This is a genomic window from Streptococcus rifensis (assembly GCF_053203525.1).
On the sequence record NZ_JBRUCW010000002.1, the window covers coordinates 123,880 to 137,454 of the forward strand.

General features: G+C 39.3%; 13 protein-coding genes and 1 pseudogene. 1 reads left to right on the top strand and 13 read right to left on the bottom strand.

Translation table 11 applies throughout. From position 1 onward, the window contains the following. Window positions 1-46: 46 nt before the first annotated feature. The 7 genes and pseudogenes from ACVRYP_RS01785 to ACVRYP_RS01815 form a co-directional block, all read right to left on the bottom strand. Window positions 47-1,006 carry a glycoside hydrolase family 43 protein gene (locus tag ACVRYP_RS01785; protein WP_447467060.1) on the bottom strand — a complete coding sequence of 320 codons (960 nt, stop codon included), beginning with the start codon at window positions 1,004-1,006 and terminating at the stop codon, window positions 47-49. Continuing rightward, window positions 1,003-2,439: a glycoside hydrolase family 43 protein gene (locus ACVRYP_RS01790; protein WP_447467061.1), complete on the bottom strand. Its 1,437-nt coding sequence runs from the start codon at window positions 2,437-2,439 to the stop codon at window positions 1,003-1,005. The genes ACVRYP_RS01785 and ACVRYP_RS01790 overlap by 4 nt, the downstream gene beginning before the upstream one ends. Continuing rightward, the gene (locus ACVRYP_RS01795) at window positions 2,432-2,722 is read right to left on the bottom strand and encodes a hypothetical protein (protein ID WP_447467144.1); all 291 of its coding nucleotides are present in this window, start codon (window positions 2,720-2,722) and stop codon (window positions 2,432-2,434) included. Before ACVRYP_RS01795 ends, ACVRYP_RS01790 begins: the two co-directional genes overlap by 8 nt. A 57-nt stretch (window positions 2,723-2,779) precedes the next feature. Then, window positions 2,780-3,046: pseudogene (locus ACVRYP_RS01800) on the bottom strand (DUF624 domain-containing protein); the annotation flags it as partial. Window positions 3,047-3,050: 4 nt separating this feature from the next. Next, window positions 3,051-3,884, bottom strand: a complete 834-nt coding sequence (locus tag ACVRYP_RS01805) for a carbohydrate ABC transporter permease (protein WP_447467062.1) — start codon at window positions 3,882-3,884, stop codon at window positions 3,051-3,053. 9 nt (window positions 3,885-3,893) lie between these two features. Continuing rightward, the gene (locus ACVRYP_RS01810) at window positions 3,894-4,805 is read right to left on the bottom strand and encodes a carbohydrate ABC transporter permease (protein ID WP_447467063.1); all 912 of its coding nucleotides are present in this window, start codon (window positions 4,803-4,805) and stop codon (window positions 3,894-3,896) included. A 148-nt stretch (window positions 4,806-4,953) separates the two neighbouring features. Further along, complete coding sequence (locus ACVRYP_RS01815) at window positions 4,954-6,291, bottom strand: ABC transporter substrate-binding protein (protein ID WP_447467064.1); 1,338 nt, start codon at window positions 6,289-6,291, stop codon at window positions 4,954-4,956. 275 nt (window positions 6,292-6,566) lie between these two features. Between ACVRYP_RS01815 and ACVRYP_RS01820 the strand changes: the two genes are divergently transcribed. Beyond that, the gene (locus tag ACVRYP_RS01820; RefSeq protein ID WP_447467065.1) at window positions 6,567-7,457 is read left to right on the top strand and encodes an ArsR/SmtB family transcription factor; all 891 of its coding nucleotides are present in this window, start codon (window positions 6,567-6,569) and stop codon (window positions 7,455-7,457) included. Window positions 7,458-7,519: 62 nt separating this feature from the next. Here the strand turns inward: ACVRYP_RS01820 and ACVRYP_RS01825 are convergent, their stop codons facing one another. The 6 genes from ACVRYP_RS01825 to ACVRYP_RS01850 all read right to left on the bottom strand — a co-directional run bounded on the left by ACVRYP_RS01825 (window position 7,520) and on the right by ACVRYP_RS01850 (window position 13,431). Next, window positions 7,520-7,762, bottom strand: a complete 243-nt coding sequence (locus ACVRYP_RS01825; RefSeq protein ID WP_447467066.1) for a DUF6171 family protein — start codon at window positions 7,760-7,762, stop codon at window positions 7,520-7,522. After that, window positions 7,755-9,701 carry a glycoside hydrolase family 127 protein gene (locus tag ACVRYP_RS01830; protein WP_447467067.1) on the bottom strand — a complete coding sequence of 649 codons (1,947 nt, stop codon included), beginning with the start codon at window positions 9,699-9,701 and terminating at the stop codon, window positions 7,755-7,757. Before ACVRYP_RS01830 ends, ACVRYP_RS01825 begins: the two co-directional genes overlap by 8 nt. 206 nt (window positions 9,702-9,907) lie before the next feature. Beyond that, window positions 9,908-10,978, bottom strand: coding sequence for a GntR family transcriptional regulator (locus ACVRYP_RS01835; RefSeq protein WP_447467068.1), 1,071 nt, complete (start codon window positions 10,976-10,978; stop codon window positions 9,908-9,910). A 206-nt stretch (window positions 10,979-11,184) separates the two neighbouring features. Continuing rightward, window positions 11,185-12,078 carry an RluA family pseudouridine synthase gene (locus tag ACVRYP_RS01840; RefSeq protein WP_447467069.1) on the bottom strand — a complete coding sequence of 298 codons (894 nt, stop codon included), beginning with the start codon at window positions 12,076-12,078 and terminating at the stop codon, window positions 11,185-11,187. Further along, on the bottom strand, window positions 12,062-12,526 hold the full coding sequence (lspA, locus tag ACVRYP_RS01845; protein ID WP_447467070.1) for a signal peptidase II: 465 nt from the start codon (window positions 12,524-12,526) through the stop codon (window positions 12,062-12,064). Before lspA ends, ACVRYP_RS01840 begins: the two co-directional genes overlap by 17 nt. Next, on the bottom strand, window positions 12,523-13,431 hold the full coding sequence (locus ACVRYP_RS01850; protein ID WP_447467071.1) for a LysR family transcriptional regulator: 909 nt from the start codon (window positions 13,429-13,431) through the stop codon (window positions 12,523-12,525). The genes lspA and ACVRYP_RS01850 overlap by 4 nt, the downstream gene beginning before the upstream one ends. Window positions 13,432-13,575 lie beyond the last annotated feature (144 nt).

Genomic DNA, 13,575 nt, shown 5'->3' on the forward strand with positions numbered 1-13,575 from the left:
TACTTATTTAACTATGACAGAATTGCAATTACTTATTTATTTTCGATTAGGCATCACCAGGTTCCCCAAATACCGGGAATCCATTCTCATCCCAAGTAAAGACTTGAGCATTGGCATGACGGTTTGGATTGTCCAAAGGATCGCCTTCTTTATTTTTTTCTGGCCGTGCATGGAAGATCATCACATCTTCAGTATCATCTTCATTACGGGTAAAGGAATTATGTCCGGGACCATACAGGCTATTTTTTTCCGACGATACAAAGACTGGTTTGTCCAGTTTGTTCCAAGAATAACCATCTAAAAGATCATCGCCAACATTGGCCCACAACAAGCCTACAGCATAGTTTTCATCAGTCGCACTGGCAGAGAAGGTCACAAAAACTTTGCCATTTCGGATAATCGCTGCCGGTGCTTCATTAACCATAAAGCCGATTTTTTCCCAATCGTATTCAGGAATGGTCAAGACCGTTTGCTTGCCTTCCAAGGTCCATGGATTAGCCATTTTTGAAATGTAAAGGTTTGAGTTGCCAGGAATCCTTGGATCCAACTGTGCCCAAACGTAATACAATTCATCTTCAACTTCAAAAACAGTCGCATCAATACTGAAGCTTTCAAACTGTGTTTTGATTTGGCCTTTTTCCACCCAATCACCTGTCATTGGATCAGCATTGCTGTTTTCAATGACAAACATTCTATGGTGATTGTGCTGATTACGTTCAACCGCGTGGTTACTCGCTGCGAAGTAGATATACCACTTCCCTTGAAGAAAGTGAATCTCTGGCGCCCAGACCAACTCACTGAGTGGACCAGATTCATGCGCTTCCCAAACGGTCACGATTTCAGCATGATCGCCTAAATCATTCAATGTTTTGGCACGACGCAATTCAATAGACTGATAGCCAGGAACTGATCCTGTAAAATAATAATAGCCATCCGTGTGTTTGTATACCCAAGGATCTGCTCGCTCTAATACAATCGGATTTTTATAAATTCCATTAATACTCATTTTTCTTTCTCCTCTATCATAAATAAGGGAACGCCCTTAGCAGAAATACCTGTAAAAGTCATTACCTGTTTCTCTTGTCGTTCATCCCAATTTGAGACAAACTTCCCTCGATAGGTGACTCCTTCAATCTTAATACTAGAATCTTCGGTGATGTTATCTGAAGCTAATTGCCACGTTCCTGATAAATCACCCGTTAACTTCTCATTTCTGCCCAATTGAACAGACTGAGGTTCTATAAAATCTGCTGTAATGTCTTTATCAAACTCAAGCAAGCGATAAGAACTGGCCACTTGATTGATTTGATACTGATCAATAACTTCGCCACTATATCTTAATGGTGCTAACACTGGCCATCCGTCTTCTGTAAAATACATTTGATGAACCCTGACTTCATGTATTTCCCCAGCATTTAAAAACCGAGTATGGAAAATGGCATAGTAGTTACCAGTCTCTTCATCATAATAAGTGGAATTATGTCCTGGAGACATATAACCAGCATTAGTCAATCCATCGTCCGGTTCATAGCTAAAATTACCGATTAGTTTGACACCGTAGTCTTGAATACTGAAATCATCAAACACAGTGCCAGCAGCGCCTTTTACAGAATCCATGAGGTTGCCTTCCATATCTTCATAGGGACCATCTGGTGTTTTAGAGCGTGCTACTCTTATTTGATAACCCCCATCTGCTGTTAAACCGCCAAAGGACGTAAAGAGATAGTAATAACCTGTATCCTTATTGTATTGGATATAAGGCGCTTCAATACGACTATGATTACCACCTAGTAGGTGTTTTCCGTAGCCCTGACCTTCTTGTGGTAATCCCGTTTCTTCATCCATCTCAAGAATAAAGATACCGCCCGAATAAGACCCATAGACCATCCATAGTTTCTCATCATTATCATAGAAAACATGAGGATCTATGACATTAGGATGCTTGGTAGCATCATAGGTTTGGCCAAACTGTGGGCTGGTGCCAGAATAAAGGAAGGACTCGACCTTCTTGAAAGGACCATCAACAGAATTTGCTACAGCAACTCCCAAAACAGACAAAGGAGAATCTCCAACACAGAGACAATAGTATAAATAATACTTACCATTTTTTAATTGAACAAGATCACTTGCCCAAAGTGTATTGGTTTTTGCATAAGCAAATTCTTCTTTTAAGTCTGCTCGAATATCTTCAAACAAAATATCTGTTGGGACGGAATCTGCTAATTGTTCCCACTTGATTAAATCCACTGACTTTGCCAACATAGCATGGGAACCCACGATATAGAACTCATCGTCACTTTTAATGATCGACGGATCATGTACACTCACATTTTCAAACTGTGGGTCCTGAAGCTGCTGTTTCACTGGTTCTACTTGGCTTTTACAACCAGCAAGTAAACACATGGTTAAACATAAGAAAGCTAATCGTTTTTTAGTCAAGAACTCCCCATCCTTTCTTGGCGTAGTCCATTTTAAGAACTCTATGAATCGTGAAAATAAACAGAGCAATCGAAAACAAGCTTATCAAAGGATAGGAAATAGATAAAATGAAGAAGGTAATGAGGCTAAGCACACTAATCAAAGATGATCTTAAAAATACCAAGGGACTTAAAACAATAAACTTGAAATAAGACAAATCAATTTTCGTTTCAACTGTCATCAGATAAGAACTATTGAGAATCATGATTAGGAGATAGAAAATAATCAAGGTCGTTGGAATCATAAAACCTGCTCTGAGGATGTCCACTCCTCTAATTAAAAACCACTCCAATATAAAAACGATTAATAGAACAGTTGGTACAACTAAAACTAATTTATGATGTTTGAAGGTTAAAGAAAAACTCTTGAAAAACTGTTTCGTGATTTCAAAATAACTGTAGTCAGTTTTAAAATACATTCTATCTTTTATAACATCCATAGTGGCTACTGTACTCGGAATAAGACCAAAAATCCCCAGTCCAATAATACACGCCAAGATCCATAAGATGTTCAAAAGGATGAATAAGACTGCAATATGAAGCCACTCCATTAATCTATTCCATACCATAATGTTAACCTTTCATACCAGATAAGGCGATAGATTCAATAATTTGTTTTTGGAAAATAATGAATACTGTCAATACTGGTAACAATGAGATGACAGATGCCGCCATAATCAATGGATAGTCTGTTTGAATAGCATAAGCTGCATTCAAGTTCGCAATAACAACTTGCAAGGTTTGCTTTTCTGGAGTATTGAGGTAAATCAATGGCGCAAGGTAGTCATTCCATACCGCCATAAACCATAGAATAAATTGAGCGGCTACCGCTGGTCGAATCAACGGGAAAATCAAATTAAAGAAGATTTTGGGGTAAGTAGCTCCATCAATCTTAGCTGCTTCTACTACCGAATCAGGAATATTAGACAGATATTGTCTCAAGAAGAAAATCATCGTGATATTACCGAACAAACCAGGTATGATCAGTGGAAGCAAGGTATCAACCCATCCAATTTTTGAGAACATCATGAATTGCGGAATCATGACAACTGGATAAGGAACCATCAAAGCTCCAAGAAGAATAATGAACAGCAAGTTTTTAAATGGAAGTCTTAATTTTGCAAACGCAAAGGCCGCCATACTAGATGTAATGGTCCCTATTATCGTAACAGTCAGGGAAACAATAACCGTATTTTTGATACCTGATATCAAGGTATCTAGTTCGAGGAGACGTTGATAAGCATCCCACTTGATAGGATTAGGAATCCATTGAGGTGGTAGTTGAAAAACCCCTGCCTTGTCTTTTAAAGAGGTCGAAACCATCCACAAGAGTGGGCCAACCATGACGATTGAACCAATCAGTAAGATGATTACAATTAGGACATTTGAAAGTTTTCTTTGTTTCATTTTCTTCTCCTAATCTAAAGTGTATTCTGAGCGCTTATTCAACCAGAATTGTAGGGCTGTAACAGCAAACACAATGACTGCCAATACTAAGGCCATACTACTTGCGTACCCCATTTGGAAGTTTTTAAAGGCTTTTTGCCAGATATACCAAACAATAGTAGCTGACCCGTATTTAGGTCCACCTGTTGGTGTCATAATGTTAATTTCAGTAAAGATTTGTGAACCACCAATAATGTTGGTTACAATTAAGAAGAATGTTACTGGTCTTACCATAGGCCAAGTGATGTTGGTAAATTTCTGGAACGAAGAGGCACCGTCAAGTTCGGCCGCTTCATAAAATGTCTTAGGGACACTTTGAATGGCTGCTAAATAGAGCAACATGGAGTGCCCAAGCCCTTTCCAAATAGTCATAATGATGATAGCTGGTTTAACGGTTGTTGGGTTTTGCAACCAGTTAGGTCCATCAATACCAAATATTTCTAACACTTGGTTGACCAAACCAAAGTCACCGTTATAAGCCCATTGCCACAAAATAGAAATCGCTGCCAAGGAAGAAATAACAGGGATGTAGTAAACTGTCCTAAAAATAGTCGTTCCTTTAATACCGCGACTTAAAGCCGATGCTAGAGCAAATGACAACAGCAATCCGATTGGGATACCAATCATCAGATAGACCGTATTCCCCATGGTTTGATAAAAATAGGGATCTTTAAATAATTTTTGAAAATTACTCATCCCTACAAAATTCATTCTCCCCAAACCATTCCAGTCCGTTAGTGAAGCATAGATGGAATAGAGGAAGGGCAGTAGAGAAAAGGCTAAAAATCCTACTATGGGTAAGATTACAAACAGAAATGCAGCCCGATGCTCACTTGCATGAAGTTTACTTTTGGGCCTTTTGACAGTTTGAGTTTGAGACATGTTGGTTCTCCTTTTTAAAAAGAGGGCTGAGAAATCTATTGACTCTCAGCCCCACCTAATCTTTATAGAGTGATAAGAAACAAGAGCACTAATCATTCGATACAGCTTGTTTTAGGTTACTGCAGTATTTTAACAAAGCGTATAAAAGTTACTGAGCCATTTCTTTTTGTTGATTTGCCGCATCTAATTTTTCTTGCATCTTAGGTTGCATTTCCTTCACGTAATCTTCAGCAGTAACATCACCATCAAGTACTGTTTGAATATTAATGAAGAACTCATCATACCATTCAGCTGTGTAAGTCCATGCCGCTGGCATTGGATGACCGTAATCTTGAACAATGTCAAGGAATTCTTTACGGTTATTTGGAACAGTAGTCGTATCTGAAGCCCATTCTTCAGCCATATCAATCAAGTTAGGAATTTGAATTTGAGCATCAACCAATTGTTGCTGACCTTCTTCAGATGCACTGAGATACTCTACCAGTTTAGCAGCTTTTTCAGGATTTTTAGTTTTACTAGATGCACCGATACCTAGTGAACCAATAAATGTAGCCGGTTTACCAGTTTTACCAGCTGGCCAAGGAATTAAGTCATACTCAAAATCAAGACCTGCATAGGTGCTCATATCCCAAGGTCCAACTGGGAAGAAGGCAATTTCACCATTCATCCAACGTTGATAAGTATCAAGTGTTTGAGCATCTGCAATAGAAGGTGTTACTTCATGGACATTTTGCAAATCAGCGAAGTATTGAAGAGCTTCTGCAAATTCTGGTGTATCAACGGTTACAGTATCTTTAGCTTCGTTAACCCAGTCACCACCATTACTCCAAACAAAGGCCTGTAAACTCCAGTTAACGTTGAAACCAGTAGCCCACTGATCAACTTTGCCATCACCACTGGTATCCTTAGTTAAATCTTTAGAAACTTTAACAAATTCATCCCATGTATAAGGCTTGTCCTTATCTGGTAACTCAATTCCAGCTTCTTTGAACATGTCTTTGTTATAACCAAGGGCAAAAGGACCTAAGTCTTTCGGAAGTCCATAGAGAGGACCTTTTCCTACTTGCTTACCATCATAACGATAGGTATTTACCCCATATTCCCAAATATTACCAAGATCGAAGTCTGAATCTTCCACATATCCTGTAATATCAAGAAGGACACCATTGTCCACATAGGCCATCAAATTATGTTGCTCCACATAGAAGACATCTGGTGTATTCCCGCCTGAGATAGCTGCCTGGAGTTTGGTAGCATATTGGTCTGCATCAGTAGCAATAATTTTTACTTTAACACCTTCAGCTTCTTCAAATTTATTGATTGCTGCTTGGTAAGCTTTTTTCTCGTCCTCACCGCCACGGAACATGAACGTCAGAGTATCAGAGTCTCCACCATCACTAGAGGACCCTCCGCCATTTCCACAACCTGTCAAAACAAGTGAACTTAATCCTGCTAAAACAAGCGCGCTTTTCAACCATTTCTTCATTTTTTTCTCCTTTTTTAAAATAAATAAATTTTGGTTTTAATTAACTTTTTTATTAATCTTTTTCGAATTTTGGATACCTCCTTTATTTTTGTAAGCGTTTTATTATTTTTTACGATTATAGTATATCCTTATAAATAGCCTTTGTCAACACTTTTTATCAAAAATATTAATATTTTTTACTAGATTAACTTATTAGTTAAATATAATATAAGATAAACAGAAATCGTTTACATTTGTTAATTTTTTTGTTATGATTAAAAAAAGGAGAAACGGATATGGAACTAGAAACAACTCAGGACGCTCTGCCGGTCTATGAAGCTCTGGCTAGCAAGGTAAGGTTAGAAATTGTCCAACTGCTAGCAAAACATAAAATGAATATCAGGGAACTTGCTGATACTTTAAAGCTCAGTAGCGCTATCACAACAAAGCATATTCAAAAACTGGAAAAGGCCCAATTGATCAAAACGGAACGCATTGGGCACCAAAAAGTGTGTAGCCTTAGGGTTGAGAAGGTCGTTATCCATTTTCCTAAGCAGCTCTTCAGTTCTTATTCAACCAAGGAAATCTCTATCCCAGTCGGCCACTATACTGACTACTCCGTTGAACCGACTTGCGGTCTGGCTAGTGCTGAGCAGTTTATTGGACCAGTTGACGAGCCCAAGTACTTTATTGTTCCGGAGCGAATGGACGCGCAAATTGTCTGGTTTACCAAAGGGTTTTTGGAGTATAAATCCCCTAATCTACTAAATGATGACGAAGAATTGATGATGATGGAGATTTCCTTTGAAATCTCATCAGAATTCCCCTTTGCCAATGACAACTGGCCATCAGACATCACTTTTTTTCTTAACGATATGGAATTAGGAACCTGGACCAGTCCTGGAGACTTTGCAGATATCAGAGGGAAAAACACCCCCGACTGGTATCCCGATAATTTAAACCAGTATGGACTCTTAAAGACCATTCGTATCATGAATCACGGCACCTATATGGATGGTGACCCTATCTCTGATCTTGTAATTTCTGATATTGATCCCTTTGTGGATACCTGGAAATTTAAAGTTGAAGTCAAGGAAGATGCTAAAAACGTTGGTGGCTGTACCTTATTTGGGAAAGCTTTTGGGAACTACGACCAAGATATCAAGATAAAACTTTTTTACAACTAACACAAAAACTAGCGATACTGATCACAACATCTGTAGTGACCAATATCGCTAGTTTTTTTTAATTACCAAAGGTTAATAGGACAGGATTTCCCTTCAAGAGCTGTTCTAAATTTATAGAAACAACCGCATTTACTACATGTAGGCCCTTGACGGGCAGGACAACTTTCACAAATGCTTTGACGTCTTTGCCACTCTTTTTCATCCACCTTATTGGTTTCCATTGCCAATTGAAAAGCAATCATTTCTTCTATGGCTTCGCCTTCGACGTGTTTTTTGATATCGCACCCAAAACAAAGATTAGTCATCTGCTACCTCCTTAGGGAACCACACGCGCATGCCAGTCACCCCTTGATTAGCCCAGAGGAAATAAGGCATCAGGTGAAGTGGTGTTGGCTCTGTTACTTCTTTATCTCCATTAAAGCGATAAAGACCTTCCCAAGCCGGAACTTTTAAGGCAGGGATGGTTACTAGCGGATAGGAAAGAGCAAGATCCGTCGCTAGAGTGGCCTCATATTCACCCTCAAAATGCTTCGGAATACGACACCAGTCAAGGCAAGGATTTTGAAGTGTCTGTCCACAGTAGACAAAGGGCCCTTTTTGAAAGGCCACTTTTCCAACTGTTGACTGAACAAGTGGATTTGCTGTAATAGTCAACAAAGGCTGTTTAAAGCTAATCTTGACTTCTGCTTCATTACTTAGTGCCACTGTTACCCAGTCATCTGTCTCAGCCATTATGTCTCCGCCACAACAAGTGACCTGAAATTCTGTCGCCCAGTAAGGTTTTCTAAGAACTAAATGCTTAGGCATTCCTTTATAAAACACGCTGACACTGTCACCAGTTGGAAAAGCTGTTTCTTGATGTAACTCAAAGTCTTCTGTGACCAGATCAGATGCCACATAGAGGTTCAGATAGATGGAATCCTCAAACGGCGTATAGATATAGTTCCCAATAGACGAAATGGTTCTTGCGAAATTCGGTGGGCAGCACGCACACCCCAACCAGTCAGGACGTTCTAGCTTGACATGCCCCTTATCCGGATTAAAGCGACATGATTCTATGTCTACCTCTAACGGATTGACATAGAAGAAATGCTTCCCGTCTAAGGCAGCCCCTGACAAGATACCATTGTAGAGAACCCGCTCCATCACATCAATATACTCACCCTTAGGAGATATCTTAAAGAGTTCATAGGCAAAATACAGGAGGGCGATAGAGGCACAGGTTTCACAGTACATGGTATCATTGGGCAAATCGTAGGGACCTACAAAGGCTTCCCCATGGACTGTACTGCCCACGCCACCCGTAATATACATCTTGTGCTTGGTGATGTCTTCCCAAATCTTATGGGAAGCTTCTTTTAACTCTTCATTATCCAGATACTGAACCAGCTTGGCCATCGCTGTAGACATGTAAAGCATACGGACTGCATGACCAAGCGCAACCTCTTGATATTTAGGTTGAGTATAAGCCTGTAAATAGATCAAATCAACTGGTGGATTATCAGACGACAAGCCATCTTTCAAATTACGGACAATTTCCTTGTGGTAAAAATCAGTATCTAGCCCTCTAATTTCTAAGAAAAAGTTTGCCAGCTCGAGACACTTTTCATCACCTGTATAATCATAGAGTTTCAAAAGAGCTAGTTCAATTTCTTGGTGCCCATCTGCTCCCTGTATCTGTCCTTGGCCCCAGCCGAAATGCTCTGCAATATTGTCCACAAACCGAAGGACAATATCTAAAATTTTAGCCTTACCGGTGGCCTGATGATAGGCAATAGCTCCTTCAATCAAATGACCTGCGCAATACAGTTCATGGCTAAAATAGAGCTGACGGTATTTTAAATCTGGGAAGCGTAATTGAAAATAGGTGTTCTGGTAACCCGTCGGTTCCTGAGCCTGGGCAATGATGTCAATGAGCTCATCTGCTGCAGCTTCTAACTTGAAATCTTCAGTTATTTGCAGTTGGTAGCCAACAGCCTCTAACCATTTATAGGCATCGCTGTCTTGGAAAAACCAGCCAAAAAGATCTCCCTCTGATAAGCCGGCTGCAATTTTAAAGTTTTCAATCGCATGACTTTTCCCAGCAGGCAAGCTAGCATCCTGACGTTCTGCCTGCACATCAACATCAATCTCATCTTTTAGGACTGCTAATTGATAAGGTAGGGTCTCCGTGCGAATAAGGTCAAGGTAATAGTTCCAAAACTCTGACGTTATGTTTACTTGGTTTAAACGAAATGCTTTCATTCTTCCTCCATAACCATAAAACGCTTACAGTTTATTTTAACAACTTTGTCCAGACATGTAAAGTTATTCTATAGAAATCGTTGTCATAATATTAGCAATAGAATTATCAAAATGGTTTCTGATTTTAATAATACTATGACTTTTGTTCTAAAAATAAAAAACCAGTTTTACAACTAGCTTTTTATTTTGATCAGCCCTAACCGTTTTTAGTTTTTCTTCTCCACCGAACTTCTCATTTTCAATTCAGCTCCGAATTCTTTGATTTGGAGCGTTTTTTGTTTTTCGATGCATTGAATTAACTGTTCAGCAGCGTATTTGCCTAACTGTCGTTGAGGATGGATAACACTCGTAAGTTGATAAACCTTAGCAAGGTAGGAGTTATCATGACTGACGATTGATAAATCTTTTGGGACAGTATAGTGATGTTTTTGAAGTTGTCTGATGAGCTGACTAGCCACTTCATCATTATAACAAACTACTGCTGTAGGAGCACTGTCTGATGTCACAAGAGCATCCGCATAGGCTTTAACAACCTCTTTTTGATCCTTAGTAGTAAAGGTAGCAATGTTCTCAGCTCTAAAAGCCATGTTTTCAGCTTCATGGGCTCGAACATAGCCCTTCATGCGTAATTTACCTTGGAGGTCATCAAGCTTTGTCAACAACCCAATATCTGTATGACCATTTTCAATCAAGTAATGAGTGGCAACTTCTCCCGCTTTACTATCATCCAAACTGACATAAGGAATGTCCAACATATCATAGTAGGCATTGAGAAATAGAATCGGCAATCCACTTTCTTTGAGCTTGGCATAGTAGGCGATATTCGCATTATAGAGGTTACTGGAGGTCGGCTCGATTAAAAGTCCATCAACACCTTGCGCAATCATAGCTTGAAGACAGGCTTCTTCTTGGATAGGGTCATTGTGGGTTGCACTTAAAAGGAGTGCATAGCCCTTAGAGCGAAGCACTTCCTCAATACTTTCAATAATGGTTGGAAAAATATAGTCTGACAAGTAAGTCGTCATAACCCCAATCGTCTTCGTTGCCTTTTGGGCGAGCGGTACATCAGGATCCAGTACATACGTCCCAGCTCCTTTTTCAGCCCTCAAATAGCCTTTATCTACCAATACACCAATTGCTTGACGGATAGTGTAGCGACTGACTTGATAGATTTCCCTTAACTTACTTTCTGGTGGGATCATACTCCCTGTTGGATACTCTTGATTTTTGATTTTTGATTGCAAATCATCTGCGATTTGCTGATACTTAGCTACCATGCTTACTCTCCTAATTGTCCATACATCTAGTCTAACACACTGATGAGATGTATGCAAGTCAAAGCTTGAGTTCGCACCTTGTCAATACTACTTCTATCGTAGAGAAATTAAATGATTTGGTGCCTAAAACTGCAGGGCATATGTTTTATGATTAATCGTCGTACTTAAAAACCAGATTTGGCAACTGCTAATCTGGTTTGCTAGGTTTAGCTATTTTGACGAAGTTTCGTTAACGTTTGTTCAAACACTTCTGGCAAAGGAGCTGTGAATGTCATCAGCTCTCCAGTAGTTGGATGTGTAAATCCTAGAGTTTCTGCATAGAGAAATTGTCCCTCGCCAGGCAAGGTTTTCTTGGGTCCATAAGCTGGATCTCCCGCAACAGGATGACCGATATAGGCCATGTGAACACGGATTTGGTGAGTACGACCTGTTTCAAGGGTTAATTCCACTAGCGTATAGTCTCCAAAGCGTTCCAAAACCTGAAAGCGCGTGACAGCAGGTTTTCCTTTTCCTGTCACAGCTTGCTTCTTGCGATCTTTGTCTGATCGACCGATAGGTGCCTCGATCATACCACGATCGTTGGGCAGATTACCATGAACAATGGCGACATATTTTCGCAAGGACTTTTGAGCTTTTAATTCATCAGCAAGCGCTAGATGTGCTTGGTCATTTTTAGCAACCATTAAAAGGCCTGATGTATCTTTATCAATCCGGTGCACTATTCCAGGACGAATGACGCCATTGATAGCTGATAGGTCCTTAATGTGATACAGTAATGCATTGACCAATGTCCCTCTAGTATGACCAGCTGAAGGATGAACCACCATCCCTTGTGGCTTATTGACCACTGCTACGTCATTATCCTGATAAATAATGTCTAAAGGAATATTTTCTGCGACATAATCTAATACTTCTTCAACAAGAGCTTCATAAGTCACCACATCACCAGCTTGCACGATATACTTCGCCTTTTTCTCCTGACCATTGACTAGTACCTGACCTGTTTTAATTTGCTCGTTAGCAATGGTCCGAGACAAATCTGTTTCATCAGCCAAGGCCTTATCGAGGCGAACCCCTCCTGTTTTAATGATGACTTCCATGCATCTCCTCTTTCAAAATATAAATAAATAGCAGGACAACTCCTACCGTCAGATAACTATCAGCCACATTGAACACTGCAAAATTCATAAACTCTGTCTGAAACATATCCACAACATAGCCTAGACGTACCCGATCAATAAAGTTACCGATCCCCCCTGCAATAATCAAGATTAAACTCGTTATTACTAGTGGGCCTTCATCAATATTCCGCCACAAATAACGTATAGCAATACCCATAATGACGATTGTAATGAGAATAAAGAACCACTGTTGATTTTGCAGAATTGAAAAAGCGGCGCCATAATTTTTCAAATAGGTTAAACTCATAATCCCTGGTATAAAGGCTTTTGTTTCACCTAACCCAATGGTATTAACTGTATAAAGTTTGACCCACTGGTCTAAGGCAATTAAACTAACAATAATGAGAGCAATGATTCTCTTTCTCATAAAGTCCTCTTTTTATCAAAATAGTCTTGCATGACGGCAACAAATTTGACAGCAACTTGTGATAAGGCTTGATCCTTGCGTTTGACATAGACCATACGGTTTTCTTGGCCATCTTTCACAGGGATAACCACAATACCATGGACACTTTCACTATCTAAGAAACCTGATCCTGTTGCATAAGCATCTGTCCGTTCTAAAATTCCGTTTAAAGTAGCACGATCAGTTACATTAAAGGTTTTACTGGAATCACTGGTATCAAAGAAATTTTCAGAGTAATAAAGGTACTCTTCCTTTTCTTGAGTAAATCGAACCGTCGGTAACCCTTTTAAATCACTCAACTCAATCAGACTTTTCTTTGTCAGAGGATGCCCTTTTCTCAAGTAAATGTGAGTCTGAAAATCAATCAAATCAACGATTTCTAGGCCAAGTTTATTCAGTTTTTGAGTGATTCCCTTGACATTCGTTTTATTTAGATAAATAATTCCAAGTTCACTATAGCCTTGAGCCACTTCATCCAATATCTGAACCGTAGTCGATTCAAAGATTCTAAAGTTTGAATGTTCTGGGTAAATCTCTGAAAACTCAACCATTAAAGGTGGTAAAAAATCATAATGCTGACTTGAAATTGAAAACTCTTCATGGTCATCTTCACTTTGCAAGTACTGATTTTCAAAAGAATCAAACCGTTTAACCAATTCGACAGCTTTTTCATAAAAGGTCATGCCTCTTTGTGTCAAAACCGTTCCAGAACTAGTACGATTAAAGACTTTAAATCCAAGCTCCTCTTCCAAATCACGCACAGAAATGGAAAGACTGGGTTGACTGACAAACATTTTTTCAGCCGCTTCTCGAAAAGTACCGCTATTTGCAATCGCAACGACATACCGTAATTGTTGAATGTTCATATTATTTCCTCTACTTATCCCATTATTATACCAGAAATAAAAGGTATTCGCTAATCCTCAATCGCATTCTATGCACAACTTAAAAGTCTTTTTTCGTCTTTTCTTTCCAAAACAAAAAAGAATAGCTTTAGGCTAATCCTTCAA